Source organism: Vibrio halioticoli NBRC 102217, from assembly GCF_000496695.1.
Taxonomy (GTDB): domain Bacteria; phylum Pseudomonadota; class Gammaproteobacteria; order Enterobacterales; family Vibrionaceae; genus Vibrio; species Vibrio halioticoli.
Window position 1 is genome coordinate 37,870 of sequence record NZ_BAUJ01000020.1, and the last position, 19,132, is coordinate 57,001.

The window sequence follows — 19,132 nt, forward strand, 5'->3', positions numbered from 1 at the left end:
CAATAAAGTGTGATTTGTGGCTCGTTTTTTACCTTCTAATTGAGATCTATTTTCAAGAGGATTGACAATCACCGCCATGATTATTAGAATCATAAATAATCAAAGGGAGTCATCAAATCATCATTGAGATGAATCGAGCGTTTAAGATGAATGAAGTTCAAAGACACAATGGGATTTTGTCGCTATTGGAAGATAAGCAGACAATCAGTGTTTCCAATATCATTGATAACTTTAATGTTTCTCCTGCTACAGCAAGGCGAGATATTTCAAAGCTGGATGAGATAGGCAAGCTAAAGAAAGTGCGTAATGGCGCTGAGCGTATTGAGAGTTTCAAAAGCAAATGGTCACCTTTAAATATCAACAGCACTGAGTTTTATGAAGAGAAAGCATTGATCGCGAAAGCAGCTGCGGCGTTATGCCAACCCGGTGATAGTGTGGTTGTGAACTGTGGTTCTACGGCTTTCTTACTTGGTCAGCAATTGTGTAGCGATGACGTACAAATTGTAACCAATTACTTTCCTTTGGCGAGTTACTTAATCAACGAAGATCATGACGATGTGATTGTTTTAGGTGGTCAATATAACAAAGCAAAAGGGATCTTTCTAAATCCTGCGCCTAACTCATTAAGTGGTTATGCGGGTAACTGGATGTTTACTTCTGGTAAGGGATTGACGGAAGCTGGCTTGTATAAAGCTGATATGTTGACAGCGGTTGCTGAACAGCAGATGTTGCAACAAATTGATAAATTAGTCGTTGTCGTCGACAGCTCTAAAATAGGCCAAAGGACAGGAATGTTATTTTGTTCAGTCACACAGATAGACATCATTGTGACGGGTAAAAATGCTGATCCTGATGTTATTCGAGCAATTGAAAAACAAGGTACAAAAGTTATTTTAGTTTAATCAGCTTTAATATTGAATTTTAAATAACGTAATACATAAATATTATTAAATAAGCAAAGTGTCTTAATTTCTAATTGAGACACCTAGCACCTTACACCCTACATAAAATAAAAATCAAGAAATAGAAGGTATAATATATGAGCAACGTAAATGAAATTACTCGCGAGTCATGGATTCTAAATACATTCCCAGAATGGGGCACTTGGTTGAATGAAGAGATTGAGCAAACGGTTGTGCAACCAAATACTTTCTCTATGTGGTGGTTAGGGTGTACCGGTATCTGGCTAAAATCTGAAGGCGGCGCAAACCTATCAATGGATTTTTGGTGTGGTACGGGTAAAAAGACTCAACAAGTACAAAAAATGAAAAATCAGCATCAAATGATGCGTATGGGCGGTGTTGAAGCACTGCAACCTAACTTGCGTACGGCTATTTTCCCTCTAGACCCGTTTGCGATTAAAGAGATTGATGCGGTGATGGCCTCTCATGATCATGGCGATCATATTGATATTAATGTCGCGGCGGCTGTTTTACAAAACTGCGAAGATCACGTTAAATTCATCGGTCCTAAAGCGTGTGTTGATTTATGGATGAAGTGGGGAGTGCCAGAAGATCGCTGCGTTATTGCGCGTGTTGGCGACGAAATTAAGATTAAAGACGTCACAATTAAAGTATTAGATGCGTTTGATCGTACGGCGTTAGTGACGCTTCCAGAAGGAACATCGTCTTTAGATAAGAGCATTCTTGATGGTATGGATGATCGCGCCGTGAACTACTTAGTTGAAACCACCGGTGGCTCTGTTTATCACTCTGGTGACTCTCATTACTCTAACTATTACGCGAAGCATGGTAACGATTATAAAATTGATGTGGCGTTACTTTCTTACGGTGAAAACCCAAGAGGGGTAACAGATAAAATGACCTCTTCTGATATTTTGCGTGCGGCTGAGTCTTTAAATTGTGAAGTTGTTGTGCCATTCCATCATGATATTTGGGCAAACTTCCAAAATGATCCGCGTGAAATTGAGATGCTATGGAATATGAAAAAAGAGCGTCTACAATACGGCTTTGCACCTTTCTTCTGGCAGGTAGGTGGTCGCTATACATATCCAACAGATAAAGGGCGTATGCATTACCAACACTTTAGAGGCTTTGCTGATATATTTAAAAATGACCCAGAATTGCCATACCGCGCATTTTTATAGAAATACAAACAACAAGTAAAAATAAAAGGAGCCTAGGCTCCTTTTATTTTGTCTAGTAAATAGAGTGAGCATAACACTCACTCTATTTGTACTATTTCGCTTCTATTTGTTTTGCTTTAATTGATCTTATCATTCTAAGAATTAAGACAAAGAACAGTGGTGCAAAATAGATAACCAATAAGGTTGCCGCCATTACGCCACCCATTACCGAGGTGCCGATAGCATTTCGCGCATTGGCCCCAGCGCCGGTACTGATCGCAAGTGGCAATACCCCTAAGCCAAATGCCAGCGAGGTCATGATGATTGGGCGCAATCGCATTTCACAGGCTTGTACTGTGGCATCTAGCAAGTTAACGCCTTTTTCATACAATTCTTTGGCAAATTCTACGATTAAGATGGCATTTTTAGCGGTCAAACCTATGGTGGTCAATACCCCTACTTGGAAGTAAACGTCATTCTCAAGGCCACGTAAGGTAATGGCACACAGTGCGCCAAGTATGCCCAATGGCACGATAAGAATAATCGCAATCGGGATTGTCCAACTTTCATAAAGCGCCGCCAAACATAGGAATACCATTAAGATAGAGATGCCATATAAGATAGGTGCCTGATTACCCGCTTCTTTCTCTTGGTATGACATGCCTGTCCAGCTTACTTGAACTTGGTCTGACAGTTCCGCTGCAAGGTGTTCAATTTCATCCATTGCTTCTCCTGAGCTGTAACCAGGAGCGGCTTCACCTAAGATTTCGATGGCAGAATTACCGTTGTAACGAGTTAACTGTGGTGAGCCTTGTCCCCAATGGGTCGTACTAAAGGCTGAAATTGGCACCATTTCGCCTTGGTTATTACGCACAAACCATAAATCAAGATCTTCTGGAGTCATGCGATATTGAGCGTCAGCTTGAATGTACACTTTTTTCGAGCGACCGCGGTCTATAAAGTCATTTACATAAGAGGAAGCCCACGCAATAGATAGCGATTGATTAATATCGGCAATAGAAATACCCAGCACTTTTGCTTTCTCGTAATCAATATCTAAGAACAGTTGCGCTGTATCTTCTAATCCGTTTGGTCGGATATTTTGCAAGATAGGACTTTGCCCCATTTTACCTAATAATTGATTACGCATGGCAATCAATTCGTTGTGACTTAAAGAGCCGACGTTTTCTAGGTAAAAGTCAAAACCAGTTGATTGACCTAACTCCCTGATGGCTGGACTGCCAAAGGCAAATACTTTTGCGTGTTTATATCCAGAAAAGTGCCCCATAAATCGCTGTAGCACAGCATCAAGACTGGTATCAGGAGTGGTCCTTTCACTCCAATCTTTAAGGCTAATGATCCCCATACCTGCGTTTTGACCTTTACCTGAGAAGTTAAATCCTGCCACGGTAAATACATGACTTACGGTGTTTGCTTCTTCTTGCTCAAGGTAATCTTTAACGTCTAACATCACTTTTTGGGTTTGTGCTAGCGTTGTACCTGTTGGGGCTTGCACCATTACAACAAAGTCACCTTGGTCTTCATTGGGCAAGAAAGAGCTAGGTAAAGAGTGGTACATGTACGCCATACCACCGACTAAAGCGATGTATATCAAAATAAAGCGGGCAGGGCGCAACAGTACATGATGAATTGAACCACGGTACTTCGATGACAACTTGTCATAGAAGCGGTTGAAAGCGCCAAAGAATTTGAGTTTTGACTCACTTTTGGTTGGTTTAAGTAGCGTTGCACAAAGTACTGGGGTTAAGACCAGCGCCACGATGACCGAAAGCACCATTGCTGACACTATGGTTAAGGAGAACTGCTTATAAATTACCCCAGTTGAGCCAGACATAAAGGCCATTGGGATGAATACTACCGACAGCACCATAGTGATACCAATCAGAGCACTGGTGATCTGATCCATCGACTTTTTGGTGGCTTCTAATGGTGATAAGTTCTCTTCATGTATGATTCGTTCAACGTTTTCTACTACAACGATGGCATCATCAACCAGCAAGCCGATGGCGAGCACTAACCCAAACATGGTTAAGGTATTGATAGAGAAGCCAAGTGCAGACATGATAGCAAAGGTGCCAAGTAGCACGACTGGTACTGCAATGGTTGGGATTAAGGTTGCGCGAAGGTTTTGTAAGAACAGTAGCATGACCAAAAATACAAGACCTACCGCTTCAAATAGCGTTTTTACTACTTCACTAATCGACAGACGGATAAACGAGTTGCTGTCCATTGACTTAACCATCGCTAAGCCTTCAGGGAAGCCCTTTTCTAGTTGTGCTAGTTTTGCATCGACCGCCGCTTGTGTATCTAATGAGTTTGCGCCTGTTGCGAGTGTAATCGCAATACCAGAAGCTTCCTTGCCTTGGTAGCTAGGAATCACCGATGAGTCTTCACTGGCAAGTTCAACACGAGCTACATCCTTCAGTTTTATTTGGGAGCCATCAGCGTCGACTTTGATGAGGATATTTTTAAATTGGTCAACCGTCGTTAATAAGCTCTGAGCGGTAATAGTGGCATTGATTAGCTGTGAATCAACCGTCGGCGTACCACCGAGTTGACCTACCGTTACTTGGCTGTTTTGTACTGATACCGCACTAGAAATATCAACTGGGGTTAGGCTATAGCTATTTAGTTTGGCAGGATCAAGCCAGATACGCATGGCGTAAGAAGGCCCAAATACTGTTACGCTGCCCACGCCACTTACACGACTAAGCACATCTTTGAGGCTGGTATTGGCGTAGTCTTGAATATCCGCCGCACTCATACTGCCATCAGGAGAGTAAAGGTTGGTTACTGACATAAAGCCAGAAGTACTCTTTGTTACTTTTGTACCTTGGTTTTGCACCGCAGTTGGCAAGCGGTTGGTCGCTTGTTGTAAACTGTTTTGCACTTGTACCTGAGCGGTGTCAGGGTCGGTATCGGCGCTAAAGGTCAGGGTAATGCTAGCGTTACCAGCAGAGTCACTGGTGGATGACATATACAGCAAGTTATCAAGACCAGTCATACTTTGCTCAATAACTTGCGTCACACTATCTTCAATCGCTTTAGCGGATGCGCCAGGGTAGGAGGCAGAAATTTTCACCGCTGGTGGCGCAATACTTGGGTATTGTGCAACCGGTAATGTGAAAATTGAAATGATACCCGTGAGCATAATGACAATGGCAATTACCCAAGCAAAAATAGGCCTTTGAATAAAAAATCTAGAAAGAGACATGGCTTACTCCTCTACTACAGGTTCAGACTTAGGTGCTGGTGCAGACTGAGGAGCCAGCGCTGATTGTGCGTCATCGGCGCCACTATCAATAACCACAGCAACATCATTTTTCACGTTGCTTAGGTTACTAATTACAACTTTCTCACCTGCAACCAGACCTTCTTCAACAATCCAACCATTATCGACTTCATCACCTAATACGACAGACTTCTTAATAGTTTTATTATTTTGGTCAACAGTAAAGATAAAAGGCTGACCTGATTGACTTCTTACCACAACAGATTGAGGCACAACTAAGTAATCACGGGCTTCTGGTAGGGCAATGTGAGCACGTACATACATACCATCTAACAAGCGATTTTGTGGATTTGACACAATCGCGCGTAAAGTAACAGTACCGGTTGAGTTAGACACTTTAGTGCTAGAGAACTCTAAATACGCTGTTTGATCGTAAGTAGTACCGTCTTCTAAAATGATAGAGATAGGGATGTCTTTTGGCTTTTTATTTAACCCTGTAAACGTTTGTTTGATCTTAGAAAGTGCAAGCGAAGACTGCTGCATATCAATATAGACATTTGATGTTTGAATAATCGTCGTCAGATAAGAGGTTTGTTGAGCGGTAAGCAGTGAACCTTCCGAAACTTGAGATAGGCCCACTTGACCTGAGATAGGCGCTTTAATTTGAGTATAAGAAAGTTCTAGGTTGGCATAGTCAAGATCTGCTTGGCGGATAGCCACTTCAGCTTTAGCTTCTTGATACGCGGCATCGGCATCATCATAGTTTTGCTGACTGGTCAGTTTTTTCTTTAATAACTGAGCGTAACGGTCGGCCGTTTTCTTACTTGATGCTTCACTCGCCAATGCTTTAGTTAGCTGAGCTTGAGCACTTTTTACCGTTGATTGGTAAGTTGATGGGTCTATCTGATACAGCACATCACCAGCCTGCACTTGGCTGCCTTCTTTATAAAGGCGGCTTTGCAAAATGCCAGTTACTTGAGGTCGCACTTCAGCTTGCTTAAACGCAGTAACACGCCCCGGCAATTCACGAGTCAAACGCAATGTAGTCGGTGTTAAGGTCAACACATCCACATGTAAAGGGCCTTGTGGTGGTCTGTGATCTCGACCTTGTTCTCCACAACCAAGCAAAAGAACAGAGAGTAATAAGCACCAAGAAATTCTTAGCGATTTAGATAAAGACATAGAGACAGCACCTTTCAATGATAGATATAACCCAAGTATGAAAATAGCATAGCGATTCAATGGTTAAGTGTGGGTTAAGGGGGGGAGGTAATCTCAAAGTGGGGGAGTCTGTTTTTTTGAACGGGAGTAAAAACACCGCTAATTTAGAGGGCGGTGCTTTCCGTTTATAGTTTAATGCTTGTCGACATTGGTGGCTTCTTATAGGACGTCTTGCATAAATGCCTTGATAGGTTCTGGTAATAAATCTTGTGGGTGATCTCCTCCTAATGTAGCAAGGCCACTCTGTCCGTCAATAATGCCTGTTTTTACTTCGGTATGGGTTTTTAAGTCAATAATCGTTATTTTTAATTTCACTTTATCAGGGATACCAGACCATTCCGTCGCACGATCTTCCCAGTGTAAAATGGTTGGGTAAATAAGGAAGTCATAGTTATTTTCGGTGGCGTACTGAATAGTATCTTTATAAGAACTATACGCCGTTGCAGTGTCTATATGGTTTAGCTTAGCGAGCAGCTCAGCTTGAATGACTTGGTTTACCATCTGACCTGAACCTTGATAGTGTTTGCTACCATATATGCCATCTTTTGACTGTGCAATGTACACGGAGTCACCTGACTTCAGCTTAATATTGGTATTTAATGCCATTAATTCAAGATTGTGAGAGTCAGCGCAACCCCATAAAAAAGGAAGGAGCAACAAGGAAAATAGTAATGTCTTTAATTTCATATAAAACCCGATTTAGATTAATTTACCCTGATTTCAGTTTACCATTTTTGCTAATGCTACAAAGTGACTTGGCTATAGTATGTGAAAGGGGTTAGCTTTAAGCTTGCCAGAGCTTTCTTGCAATAAATAGTTTAAATTAGGGTTGATTTTTCTCACTATTTTTTCTTTGAAAATACTCCACTAAATATTTTACAAAGTGCGTTAATTGAGTCGGTAAATATTTTGATTGTGGATACTGCGCGATAATCTCACCTTGGTAATTACCACTGATACGCCAGTCACTTAATAAAGGCACTACCTCACCAGAATGAATATATTGCTGAATAGAAAACTCAGGGAAAATGGAAATACCTAGACCACGTAAGACTGCTTCTCTTCGAATTTCACTATGATTGACATGAAACGTTCCCTCCACATTAATAGAACAAGTTTGGCTAGACGAAGTTAACTTCCAATTGCGATCTTTAAGATCTTCACCAAGGCATAAGCAATTATGTTTCAGTAGATGCTGTGGGGATAGAGGTTCGCCATATTGAGTAATATACGCTGGGCTAGCACACATAATTAATCGGCATTCCGCTAAAACTTTTCCTACCATTGCCTCAATGGGAGTATCAGTAATATGAATCAGTAAATCGATATCATCACGAATTAAATCAATAGGTTGGTCTGTGACATTGAGTTGAAAATCCACATTAGGGTGCAGTGTCATAAAATCTAGGATGGCAGGCATTAAAACTTGTTTAGCAAGCGCTTTTGGCGCGGCAACTTTCAAAGCTCCACTAATCTTTGCATTGTCTGATTTAACTGCATTTGTCACAAGCTTTGCACTTTTCATTATGTCACGGCAGATATGATAAATTTCCTCGCCTTTATGGGTTAAGCGCATTTTTCGGGTGGTGCGATGCAATAACTTTTGCTCTAGAGCATTTTCAAGTCGAGTGACAGAGCGGCTCACAGATGAAGGTGCTACTCCTAAAGACTTAGCGGTACTGGAGAAACTTTCAGACTCAGCAACATGAACAAAAATAGCCATTTCTGGCAGCAAAGAAATCATCTGATTTATGTTCAAAACGCAAAATTCCTTTGCACATTCAATGGATTGTTCTTCTGAGGTTAGTTTCGGATACTGATACCGTCAATAGATAAAGGAAGATGAGGAATGCTAGTCAAATCACTTCGAGAACAGCGAAATACCATATCATTTACTGAGCCAATGTTACTTCTAGTTGCGATTTTCTGGGGAACCAGTTACGGGCTAACTAAGGAGGCATTAGCTTATTCTAGCGTTTTAGTTTTTATTATATTACGTTTTTTGTTGACCTTTCTGGTGATGCTACCCGTTGTGATAAGGGACTTTAAGCAAGATCTTAATAGAGATTGGAAAGTTGCTATCCCCACAGGCTTGGTTTTATCTGCGATCTTCTTTTGCGAAGTTTTTGGTGTATCACAGACATCAGCATCTAATGCCGCTTTTTTGATTAGCTTATCGGTGATCTTTACGACATTTGCAGAACTATTAATCAACAAGAAAAAGGTGTCGTTACTTTTATGGGGGATGAGTTTTGCTAGTGTGTTGGGTGTTTTCTTGCTTACCTATCAACCCAGCAATACATATAACTTAAATGTCGGTGATTACTTTATTTTAGGTGCGGCAGTATTGAGGGCAATAATGGTTACGACAACTAAATGCTTAATCGAGGGTAAATCAATCACCACAAGTACGCTTACTTCCTTACAATCACTAACGGTTGCTTTAGTCACATTGTTAGTAGCAAGTATCTATTTGCCTGTGAATCAATTGATTCTGCCTGAACAGCCAAAATTTTGGTTGATCCTGCTTTATTTGGTGTTGTGCTGCACGCTGTTTGCATTTTTCGTACAGAATTACGCTGTCCGCCGAACCTCGCCGACACGTGTTTCTTTATTGATGGGGAGTGAGCCATTATTCGGAGCAGCGTTCGCGATGCTCTGGCTTGACGAATCTTTGAGTGTAATACAATTGTTTGGAGGACTGATTATCCTATTTTGTGTGTTGATGACTTCGATAAAGATAAAATCCTAGAATTAAGGCTGAAAATTGGTCAAAATATCGCAATTCAACGTCAGCAACATCTAGTCCAATTAGCTTCGCTAACTTCCTTGCCATAAATTCATTTATGACAAGGTGTAGTTGGTCATTTTTTCGAACTTCACAATATGAGTTGAGCATAGCTCAACCTCTCCAACCCCTAAGTTTCCATCGATAGATAAAACGTTTAACTTAGATTGAACCCCCGCTACTGATAGTCTTGGTTTACCTTCCCATACATCTAAATACCAAAGTTCAGGGTCAGATAGTTTCTTATTTAATTCACTATCATTGATTGGATTGAAAGAGGTTTCAGTTTGAACTGGAGAAACACCTTCGGATAAGAACATCATGGCACCTGATGTATCTGTTCCAATTCCACCAACTTGTGCCTCCATATAGCATGATGTAATAAAGTATGGCTAACTCTCTATCTGAACCTTAAGGTGGTCGTTCAAGTATTGTGTGTAATACAAAGGCATTACAACATTATCTTGCTCTAGTGCATTGGAGCCTTGTGTTCCTGTTAGCTTGATTGTCTTGTGTGGATTACACTTCGTTATATAGGATTGCAGTGACCTAGCACGAGTTCTTTTGCCACTCTTTACTTCTATAGGAATTATACGACCAATTTCATCGGCAATAACAAATTCAATCTCAGCTCTAGCATCCCCCCATGAAAAAGTCGGTTCGTAGCCTAGTGCTGCAAGTTCTTGTTGAACAAAGTTTTCAGCAATGTAGCCTTTGTATTCGTACCCCTGTTGCTTTATTTCACGGTAACTTGTCGCAAGCATGTGATTAAGTAGTCCTACATCAAATAGAAACAGCTTTATAGCATTCTCTTTTTGATAGGCTGATAAGGGCGATCTAGGTTGCCCATCTATAGGGTAATTCTTCAAGGTTAGTCTGCATTTATGTAGCCATGTAATTGCACTTTCGTATTCAGCATATCGAGATTTACGCTGATGGACGCCTTTAAACTTGAAACGTTTTACTGAATCATCAAATACTGACGATAACTGTGAAGGAATGTTTCTGAATACGGACTCTATAAGTGTGGCATCGACTTTATCCGAGTATTTGCCAAAGTCTCGTAAGTAACCTTGAATTAAGTTGCTGTGAACGTCTGAAACAAGCTCCGTTCGTTCAATGATACTTCTGTCTGAATGAGTAAACCACGCATCAACAGCTTCAGGCATTCCACCCACAAAGTAATAATCAGTAAGCAGATCGAATAGCTTTGTATGCGCAACGTCAGAGTTCATTTGCTGCTCAAATGCTTTAATGAGTGGTTTTTCTTCACTTGCCCATAGAAACTCTTTAAACGTTAATGGTCTTAAGTTGTGTTGTTCAACCTTACCGACAGGAAAGGATGTAAGTAAGCCAATGTTAGAGCCACTTGCAGCGATATAAGCTTGGGGTGCTTTTTCGGCAAAATACTTCAAGGCAGTGACCGCTTTTGGACACTCACCTATCTCATCGAGGATCAGTAGATCAGTGGCGAGGTCAAATACCTCTCCCGTTAATAGTTCAATATTGGTAATGATATCGTCAGGATTTAGAGAGTTAGAAAATGCTTCTCTGAACTGCGGCTCTTCTAAGAAATCAATTCTTATAACCTTGTTAAAATTTTGACCTAGTAGTTCCTGTAACAGATAAGTTTTACCCGTCTGTCTGGCACCATCGATTAAGAGTGGCTTTCTTGATGGTTTATTTTTCCAACTCAGCAGTTTGTCTAAGATTGATCGCTTCATACCATATTGCCCGTATTTTTGGTTACGCTTAATCTCACTCTACCATATTAATGCGCTTATTTGTGTCTCTATCTTACACTTTTATGCGCATAAAAGTGTGGTAAGGTTCTTTTATATGCGCATTAAAATGTTGATTTTTGATTTTATACACTTGGGAAATTACGATATTACCAATCTTCTTCATCAAGAATGCCGTTGCTCTCATTTTTTGTTTGAATCTCTCAACAGCGTGATACGTAAAGCACTAAAAAAGCGGAAGATCTTCCCAAACGATGAGGCTGCAACGAAAATGGTATACCTAGCGATCAAAGACGCCAGCAAGAAATGGACGATGCCCATTCAAAACTGGCGTCAGGCTATGAGTCGGTTTATTATCGAGTTCGAGGAACGTCTCGAAAAGCACATTAACTAAATGGCAATTACACAGAGTCTGTTACAGCCTCGGTAATTTGGTTAGCTTTAATTTCGATATGCTTTCCTATTAGAATTAAAGCCAACCGAACTGGTTGTATCTTTTTTCTGAAAATCTAATGATTCTTTCTCGCTTGATAAAAGCAGCATATATCATTGTTAAAAATTTATCTGTGTAACTAAAACTACTCATTAAATAGGTTTTTTACCATTAACGTAACGGATCGTACTCATAATGGTTTATTGAATAATAACATCAAAATTTAAGCTTTGTTTATATCTCAACATTTAGTCGTCATGGCTGCTAAGTGCTGAATTTAGTAGGTTAGTCGATACAGGTACTAGTCCTACTTTTAGCCCAAATGGCTTGAATACTTTATCAAGAATATCAGTTTTGAAAGTACCTCGATCATTCTCAATCTCAGATATGGTTTTTCTGGAAACCCCAACCATTTTGGCAAAAGTATCTTGTTTGACACCTAATACGTTTATTCTAAGCTCCTTGAGAGCTAATCCTTGTGTTAGTTCGTTCATAAGCAACGATCTAATAACTCTATTTATCTTATATTTTCTTTCTGATACTGATATTGGTTGTACGTTTTTAGGTGTACGCTTTGCCAGTTTTTCAATCTGACCAATCGAGGTTTGAGCATGCTCTTTTGGTATTGCAATTGCTGTACTTAAGTGTTCTTTATTCAAACGAAGTCGGGAGATTGCATCATGCACAGATTCTGCCGAAGTGTTTAGAGAAAGCCGATCTGATCGGTTTAAACTGTCAGTGTTAGAACTCATATCAGCCCCCATTTACCAAGTTTTGTCGCAATGAAATCCATACCTATACCAGGCATATCCAAAATCTGCTTTGGTGTTCCTCTTTCTTCTAACCTTTCTTTTAAAGTAAGGCAGTTTTGCGCAAGCACTTTAAGTTCTTTTAATAGAGTCTCTTTAGGAACTAAATCTGACAGTGAAGTCGCGATACCGTCAAAATCATACTCACCTCCTACCTCTAAAGGTGATTCCCACTTGGTAGCTCTAGGTATCCCTTCAGGGTCTGCTTTCATTGGAGCAAAATCATAGACTGGAGCAAGTTTGATAAAACCTTCTTTTTTGATGAAAGATGTGTTTCTTCCATGGTTATCGCTATTGCCAAATATGATATTGAGTAAGTCCCTTTTTACCCATTCAATAACAAATTCTTGGATGTTAAATTGATAGCCTTGTTCAGTAACCATATGACTATTTATAATTTTATCAATCAATTGTCTAATAGTATCCTCATGGTCAAGAAGGCTACCTGGTCCTTTATTTAAAACTGAGTAAACCGACTCCATGGCATAGCGCTGCATGTGTTGCTTATCACCTACATAGATATCAAACCTTGGTAACCAGAGAGAAGGGTAATTCTCGCCTTCTTCTAATCGCATCGATTCTATTGGAATAGTATCTATTCCCATGCTTGTTAACTCATGATAGTAATAATATTCAGCTCGTAAAATATTGCTGTCAGTTTTCCCTCTAGATCCTCGCGGATACTTTACTAGATAATATAAATCTTGATTAGTAACGTCATCTTGATAACTGTCAATCCAGATTCGCCCCTTTTGGGAGTAACGCAGTAGTAGTTTTGGAGCTTCACCTCCTGCACCAGTCGCACCTCCAGCGGCAGCCCCCCTTTCTTGTGCGTAATCTAAAAAATCACTAGCTCTATCTATTACATCATTAAGGGCAAAGGACAGTGAATCTGATTTTTCAGTCCGCTTTGGTAATGATTCCTTTATTCTCAAATTACCAACTGGAGAGATAGTTCCATACTTCAAAAGGATGAAATCTTGCTGGTCAATAGCTAGATCCCCAATATCCAGTTGCTTGACCCAGTACCGCCTACTTGCTCCACTCGGCATTATGTCATCGAGAAACCTCAGCCACCCTGAGCGCCCTTTATCGTCAAAGAAGAAATTAACAGGGTGATTAAGTGAAACAGCATGGTTGTCATCTTTCTCGAAGTTTTCTATAGCATATTCGTTTAGGTAATGAACTTCTGTGGTTATGAAGTTACCTTCATTACTTTTAGGGAAGGTAACACAAGCTATATCAGTCCATTGCTCTAGTATGTAAGCTTGTATAGTGAGTGATTCCATAGCTATCTCCAGATCTTTATGTGCACTATTTTACTCATAAAGTTGCTGAATTTCAAATTGTGTAACTTTAATTACTCACAAATCTAAATTTTAGAGGTTGTTGTAACCTAAAATAATCATTACTACTTTAGTTATGAGAAAAGGTGATGACTTGAATAGGTTTTGAAGATTTTCGAACTGATTTTTGTATCAGAAAGGTAGGAGGTAGCTCTAGGGTAATCCACCCAAGAAATTAGCAATGAGTAGAGGGGAACGCAACGGGGAACAAAGGGAGCGGGGCTGGGTTGGATTGGATAAGATAAGTTGAATTAGGATTCTAATACTATGTAAAACAATGCTTTATATACAAAAACGGGACATCCTGAGATGTCCCGTTCCAATCGATTGGTGGAGCTGGCGGGAGTTGAACCCGCGTCCGAAAATCATTCATCATTGGTACTACATGCTTAGTCGATCTTTAAATTCACCAAGTACCTGCGAACCGACACGCTAGTAAATGACTATCCTGAATTATAATTCGCCGTTCATCTCTCAGGCGGGAGAATCCGGGCTAGCTCTTTTGGGTTTGATCTCTTATTGGTCCCCGTCTTAAAAGCGGAAGCTAGGGTAAGAGAGCTCTCAGCAGGTTATTAAGCTGCTAGTGCGTAGTTTTCGTCGTTTGCGACTATTTTTTTGCGGCTTTTTACGTGGCCAACCGCCCCACGACATGCACCTCAGACTTCAGAATTCCCGTCGAATCCTAGATCAGCCCCTAGTGTTCTTGCATAGTACCAGAAAAGACTAGTCTGTCTAGCACCATGCTGACTGTATGCTCAATATTAGCGCAGTTTACTCTTCATAACTCGTGCTTTATCGCGCGCCCAGTCTTTATCTTTTAGATCTGTTCGTTTGTCGTGCAGCTTTTTACCTTTAGCTACGCCGATTTTGATTTTAACCCACGAGCGTGACCAGTACAGAGAGAGTGCTGTTAGGGTCATGCCGTCTCGGTTAATGCTACCGAAAAGGTTGTCTAGCTCTTTACGCGAAAGCAGAAGCTTACGGATACGAGTAGGGTTAGCTACTATGTGAGTAGACGCTTGGTTAAGCGGGATAATGCTCATACCACTAATGAAGGCTTCGCCATCTTTTAAATAGACGTAGCTTTCGGCGATATTTGCTTTACCCTGACGTAGAGATTTTACCTCCCAACCTTGGAGCTCTAAGCCAGCTTCAAGCTCGTCTGCGATAAAGTACTCGTGACGGGCTTTTTTATTTAGCGCAATAGTATTACTAGTCGCTTTGGTTTTTGATTTTTTCTTTGCCATAATAGGCTCATTATACGTATTGCCTTATTATAGGGAAATTCTTTTTACTCGGTTTTGAGTAAAGGTCTGAAAAATTAGCGATTTAGTAGTTGAGGAGTAGTTATGCCGCAGGTGACCCGTTCAGCATTGGTATCGTTTAGCGCTGAGCAGATGTTTAATTTGGTCAATGATGTCGCGCGCTATCCTGAATTTTTGCCTGGATGTTCTGGTTCTAATGTCCAAGAGGCTGATGAGAATAAAATGGTGGCGTCTGTTGATGTTGCAAAAGCAGGCATTAGCAAAACCTTTACCACTCATAATGTGTTGCATGCTGGCCGTCGTATCGAAATGAATTTGGTGGATGGCCCGTTCAAACGTTTACAAGGTGATTGGTTCTTTACCCCTTTAGATGAAGGCGCCTGTAAGATTGAACTTAAACTTGAATTTGAGTTCTCAAGTCGCATGATTGAGATGGCGTTTGGTAAAATATTTAATGAGTTAACATCTAATATGGTTAGCGCTTTTACTCAAAGAGCTAAGCAAATATACCCGTGTTATGAGTATTAATTTTATATGATTCATGTAGAAGTAGTTTATGCGTTACCAGATGATCAACGCGTTGTGTCACTGGTGGTAAACAAAGAATTAACGGTTGAGCAGATTATTGAACGCTCAGGCTTATTAACTTTGTTTCCTGAGATTGATCTTAGCGTGAATAAGGTCGGCGTTTTTAGCCGAAACATTAAGCTTGATGCTGTGGTGAGAGATAAAGATCGTATTGAAATCTACCGCCCATTGCTTGCCGATCCAAAAGAGATTAGACGCAAGCGAGCGCAACAGGCCGCAGAAAAATCCGCCAAGTAAAATTAGGTGACAATACCGCAGTAATTAAGTGATTGTTATTAATGGAAGCAGAAGGGGGAGCATTTAATGCTCCCCCTTCTTTGTATTTGATATGACGACTATTGAATCGCTTGGTTAAAGTTAGCGCCAGGGCTAAAGTCACCTTCAATACGTTCTAAGCGGTCATCAGCACCGAAGAAAACAAACAGGTTTTTCTGTATTGGTTCTTCATGTCCTTTAGTGAAGTGATAGATGTAGTACCATTTGTTTGGTTTACCGTTTTCTATCAACATAGAAGAGCCGAGTACATAGCGAACTTGCTCTTTAGACATGCCTACACGCAGTTTATCCACAGCAGATTGTTCGACAAAGTTGCCTTGGCTAATATCGATTCGATATACCAATTTCTCTAATATAGAACAGCCCGTTAGCATTGAAAGCGCTAGTGGGACTGCGATTAACCATTTTTTAAACTGCATATAATCAGGTCTTTAACTTCTAAATAAAACTTGGCAGATAATAAACAAGCTAAGCCTGCTTGTATAGGGAAACAGCCATGAGAGTGGGGATTGTCCATTATTGAGCACGCAAAACATGACATTCCCCAAGTTTTCATGATTATTGACCACCAATATTTAGATGAGTTCCCTTTACGCCGCCATTAACTCTTTGGCATTGGCCAGTGTTGTGGATGTGATTTCGCTACCACCTAATAATCGAGCAAGCTCTTCAACACGCTGCTTTGTATTTAGGGTAAACATTTGAGTTTCGGTAGTGCCTGCTTTGGTTTTCTTTGCCACAAACATTTGTTGGTGTCCGCTACCTGCCACTTGCGGTAGGTGAGTGACGCAAAGGATCTGGGTACTTTCCCCTAGTTTTCTTAGCATTTGTCCAACAACGGCAGCCGTCGGTCCACTAATCCCCACATCGACTTCATCAAAAATTAAACTTGGCGTTTCAACTTTTTGCGCAGTAATCACTTGAATGGCTAGAGAGATACGCGACAACTCACCACCCGATGCCACCTTTCCTAAAGGTTGCAATGGTTGACCAGGGTTTGCCGAGACTAAGTATTCTACATCATCGATGCCAAGAGGAGAGGTATAGGTAACATCACTATTGATACAAATATCAAATTGCGCTTTTTCCATGCTCAATTGATGCATGCTTTGTGAGATGAGCTTATTGAGTTCTTTGGCATAACGCTTACGTGAAGTGCTCAGTTTTTCAGAGCTTTTCAGGTATTTTGCATGGCTGTTGTCTACATCTGATTGTAGCTGTGCAATACGCTCATCAGAGCAATCTAGCATGGCGATTTGCTTGGCTAAATCTTGATGATGCTGATAAAGATCTTCTGGCAATACTAAGTGCTTCTTAGCTAGAGACATGACCAGAGAATAACGGTCTTCGACCATTTTCATGCGCATCGGGTCCATATCTATAGAGTCGAGGTAGTTTCTAAGCTCACTGGATGCTTCTTCTATTTGAATCAAAGCTTCGTTTAGCATCTGATTGACACCACAGAGGTTGTTATCTAGCTCACTCAACTGCTGGGTTTGATTCATAGCGCTGTGCAGTAAAGTGCTGGCATTGGTATCGTCGTTGTCAGTGATAAGCTCTAGGCTTAATTGACTAAGAGAGACAAGTTCACCGCAGTTAGACAGTTTCTTGTGCTCGTCTTCTAGTTCAGAAAATTCATTTTCAGATAAGGCTAGCTCATCAAGTTCATTGATTTGATATTCAAGTAACTGTTTTTGTGCCAGATTCTGTTGACCATTTTTGATCGTTTGTTTGAGTGTGTTATCCGCCTGACGCCATGTTTGGTAATGCGCTTGAACGCGCTGCATTAGGTGTTGATGGCCGGCATACTGGTCTAGAAGGTTCAGTTGGTACTCTTTTTTCAATAGCTGATGATGGGCATGCTGCCCATGTATGCTAACCAGTGTTTGCCCTAAGCTTTTTAGTTGAGAGACAGGAACAGGATTGCCGTTAATGAAAGCACGTGAGCGCCCATCTTTGCTAATTACTCGGCGCAGGATACATTCACCACCATCGGCAAGTTTATTGTCTTCTAACCAACGCTGAGCACTTAGGTTGTTTTCAACCATAAAACTGGCGCACAGATCGACTTTGTCTTCTCCCTGACGCACCATACAACAATCGGAACGACTGCCTAAACAAAGGCTTAGGGCATCGATAGCGATAGACTTACCGGCGCCTGTTTCACCAGTGATGGTTGTCATACCGGACTGAAGTTCAATTTGTAGTGATTTTACGATAGCAAAATTATTAACACTTAGATGAGCAAGCATACGGAAATCCATTGACTGAAACACTGTATATAGGAACAGTATATACTGGTTTTACATACAGTAAAGTCAGGTGGTGAATTTTTTTGCTAATTTTTGCTGTTAATTAAAAAAGTTTGCTCGACCAGCCTAATTTTTCTCGTAAAACATGGTAGTAGCTATAGTCTTTAGGATGAATCAGTTGCAGTACATTATCGCTACGATAAATATGAATTTCATCGCCCGGTTCTACAGGTAAAGATACCTGACCGTCACAGCTGACTTCTTGTGTACCTCTATTATCCGGTGCCAACACCAGTTTAATTTGGCGGTTTCCATCCACAACCAATGGTCGGCTCGATAACGTGTGTGGGAACATAGGCACTAAAGAAATAGTGTTCAAACTTGGGGATAAAATAGGGCCGCCACCAGAGAGTGAGTAGGCGGTAGAGCCAGTGGGGGTGGATATAATCAAACCATCGGAGCGCTGAGTAAAGGCAAATGAATCATCAATATAAACTTCGAATTCAATCATATGCGCAACTTGCCCAGGGTGAAGCACTGCTTCATTTAAGGCTGAGTTTTGACCTTTGATTAAGCCGTGGCGATGAATTTCTGTTTCTAATAGAAATCGCTGTTCTTTTATATATTGGCCGGCCAATACTTCTTCAAGAGGGCCTTTAAAGTCTTCAGGATCTAAATCGGTAAGAAAGCCAAGGTTACCTTTGTTGACCCCAATGACCGAAATATCAAATCGAGAAAGCACGCGAGCGGCCCCTAGCATGTTGCCATCACCACCGACTACAATAGCTAAATCAGCGTTTTTGCCTATTTGCATTAAGTTGCAAAATACGGCGTCGTCGATCTCAGGCATAAGATCTTGAAGTCGATCATCAATCAGGATTTGATAACCTTTCTCAGTAAGCCAATGGTAGATCTCATTATGAGTCTGGGTGGCACTGATGTCGCGAGGTTTACCTAAAATAGCGATTGTAGAGAACTGGTTACTCATTTTAGTCCCAAAATAATTGGTTAGGCTTGATTCAGAAACGATGATCCCCATAATAAAGGCAAGTTGAATTTAGATGCTAATTTTT

18 protein-coding genes and 1 other RNA gene are annotated in these 19,132 nt (G+C 40.8%); 6 read left to right on the top strand and 13 right to left on the bottom strand.

The genetic code is table 11. From position 1 onward, the window contains the following. Positions 1-146: 146 nt before the first annotated feature. Together ulaR and ulaG are read left to right on the top strand one after the other, a co-directional pair. On the top strand, positions 147-902 hold the full coding sequence (gene ulaR / locus VHA01S_RS07815; protein WP_023403819.1) for an HTH-type transcriptional regulator UlaR: 756 nt from the start codon (positions 147-149) through the stop codon (positions 900-902). A gap of 137 nt (positions 903-1,039) precedes the next feature. Continuing rightward, the gene (gene ulaG / locus VHA01S_RS07820; protein ID WP_023403820.1) at positions 1,040-2,107 is read left to right on the top strand and encodes an L-ascorbate 6-phosphate lactonase; all 1,068 of its coding nucleotides are present in this window, start codon (positions 1,040-1,042) and stop codon (positions 2,105-2,107) included. A 91-nt stretch (positions 2,108-2,198) separates the two neighbouring features. Here the strand turns inward: ulaG and VHA01S_RS07825 are convergent, their stop codons facing one another. From VHA01S_RS07825 to VHA01S_RS07840, 4 genes are all read right to left on the bottom strand, one after another. Beyond that, positions 2,199-5,321: an efflux RND transporter permease subunit gene (locus tag VHA01S_RS07825; RefSeq protein ID WP_023403821.1), complete on the bottom strand. Its 3,123-nt coding sequence runs from the start codon at positions 5,319-5,321 to the stop codon at positions 2,199-2,201. A 3-nt stretch (positions 5,322-5,324) separates the two neighbouring features. Then, the gene (locus VHA01S_RS07830; RefSeq protein WP_023403822.1) at positions 5,325-6,521 is read right to left on the bottom strand and encodes an efflux RND transporter periplasmic adaptor subunit; all 1,197 of its coding nucleotides are present in this window, start codon (positions 6,519-6,521) and stop codon (positions 5,325-5,327) included. 198 nt (positions 6,522-6,719) lie between these two features. Then, positions 6,720-7,247, bottom strand: a complete 528-nt coding sequence (locus VHA01S_RS07835) for a DUF4823 domain-containing protein (RefSeq protein ID WP_023403823.1) — start codon at positions 7,245-7,247, stop codon at positions 6,720-6,722. Between the two features lie 136 nt (positions 7,248-7,383). Beyond that, the gene (locus VHA01S_RS07840; RefSeq protein ID WP_023403824.1) at positions 7,384-8,319 is read right to left on the bottom strand and encodes a LysR family transcriptional regulator; all 936 of its coding nucleotides are present in this window, start codon (positions 8,317-8,319) and stop codon (positions 7,384-7,386) included. A gap of 90 nt (positions 8,320-8,409) precedes the next feature. Here VHA01S_RS07840 and VHA01S_RS07845 point away from each other — a divergent pair, with 90 nt between their 5' ends. Then, entirely contained in the window at positions 8,410-9,312 is a 903-nt protein-coding gene (locus VHA01S_RS07845; RefSeq protein WP_023403825.1) for a DMT family transporter, read from the top strand. Between the two features lie 92 nt (positions 9,313-9,404). Here the strand turns inward: VHA01S_RS07845 and VHA01S_RS07850 are convergent, their stop codons facing one another. After that, positions 9,405-9,716, bottom strand: coding sequence for a HipA domain-containing protein (locus VHA01S_RS07850; RefSeq protein ID WP_023403827.1), 312 nt, complete (start codon positions 9,714-9,716; stop codon positions 9,405-9,407). Positions 9,717-9,740: 24 nt separating this feature from the next. Then, complete coding sequence (locus VHA01S_RS07855; protein WP_023403828.1) at positions 9,741-11,072, bottom strand: ATP-binding protein; 1,332 nt, start codon at positions 11,070-11,072, stop codon at positions 9,741-9,743. Positions 11,073-11,199: 127 nt separating this feature from the next. Here VHA01S_RS07855 and VHA01S_RS07860 point away from each other — a divergent pair, with 127 nt between their 5' ends. Continuing rightward, the gene (locus VHA01S_RS07860) at positions 11,200-11,484 is read left to right on the top strand and encodes a transposase (protein ID WP_373277888.1); all 285 of its coding nucleotides are present in this window, start codon (positions 11,200-11,202) and stop codon (positions 11,482-11,484) included. Between the two features lie 287 nt (positions 11,485-11,771). Here VHA01S_RS07860 and VHA01S_RS07865 read toward each other — a convergent pair whose 3' ends face one another. The 4 genes from VHA01S_RS07865 to smpB form a co-directional block, all read right to left on the bottom strand. Continuing rightward, positions 11,772-12,275, bottom strand: coding sequence for a helix-turn-helix transcriptional regulator (locus tag VHA01S_RS07865; protein ID WP_023403830.1), 504 nt, complete (start codon positions 12,273-12,275; stop codon positions 11,772-11,774). After that, positions 12,272-13,621, bottom strand: a complete 1,350-nt coding sequence (locus VHA01S_RS07870; RefSeq protein ID WP_023403831.1) for a type II toxin-antitoxin system HipA family toxin — start codon at positions 13,619-13,621, stop codon at positions 12,272-12,274. The genes VHA01S_RS07865 and VHA01S_RS07870 overlap by 4 nt, the downstream gene beginning before the upstream one ends. Positions 13,622-14,006: 385 nt before the next feature. Then, positions 14,007-14,373: a transfer-messenger RNA gene (gene ssrA, locus VHA01S_RS18060) on the bottom strand. 66 nt (positions 14,374-14,439) lie between these two features. Beyond that, positions 14,440-14,925: an SsrA-binding protein SmpB gene (smpB, locus tag VHA01S_RS07875; protein ID WP_021712131.1), complete on the bottom strand. Its 486-nt coding sequence runs from the start codon at positions 14,923-14,925 to the stop codon at positions 14,440-14,442. A gap of 102 nt (positions 14,926-15,027) precedes the next feature. Here smpB and VHA01S_RS07880 point away from each other — a divergent pair, with 102 nt between their 5' ends. Both VHA01S_RS07880 and VHA01S_RS07885 read left to right on the top strand, forming a co-directional pair. After that, complete coding sequence (locus tag VHA01S_RS07880; RefSeq protein WP_023403832.1) at positions 15,028-15,471, top strand: SRPBCC family protein; 444 nt, start codon at positions 15,028-15,030, stop codon at positions 15,469-15,471. A 6-nt stretch (positions 15,472-15,477) separates the two neighbouring features. Continuing rightward, positions 15,478-15,768 carry an RnfH family protein gene (locus tag VHA01S_RS07885; protein WP_023403833.1) on the top strand — a complete coding sequence of 97 codons (291 nt, stop codon included), beginning with the start codon at positions 15,478-15,480 and terminating at the stop codon, positions 15,766-15,768. A 98-nt stretch (positions 15,769-15,866) separates the two neighbouring features. Here VHA01S_RS07885 and VHA01S_RS07890 read toward each other — a convergent pair whose 3' ends face one another. The 3 genes from VHA01S_RS07890 to nadK form a co-directional block, all read right to left on the bottom strand. Then, the gene (locus VHA01S_RS07890; protein WP_023403834.1) at positions 15,867-16,226 is read right to left on the bottom strand and encodes an outer membrane protein assembly factor BamE; all 360 of its coding nucleotides are present in this window, start codon (positions 16,224-16,226) and stop codon (positions 15,867-15,869) included. Between the two features lie 171 nt (positions 16,227-16,397). Continuing rightward, the gene (gene recN, locus VHA01S_RS07895) at positions 16,398-18,059 is read right to left on the bottom strand and encodes a DNA repair protein RecN (RefSeq protein ID WP_039970425.1); all 1,662 of its coding nucleotides are present in this window, start codon (positions 18,057-18,059) and stop codon (positions 16,398-16,400) included. Positions 18,060-18,162: 103 nt separating this feature from the next. Beyond that, positions 18,163-19,047, bottom strand: coding sequence for an NAD(+) kinase (gene nadK, locus VHA01S_RS07900; protein WP_023403836.1), 885 nt, complete (start codon positions 19,045-19,047; stop codon positions 18,163-18,165). Between the last annotated feature and the right edge of the window lie 85 nt (positions 19,048-19,132).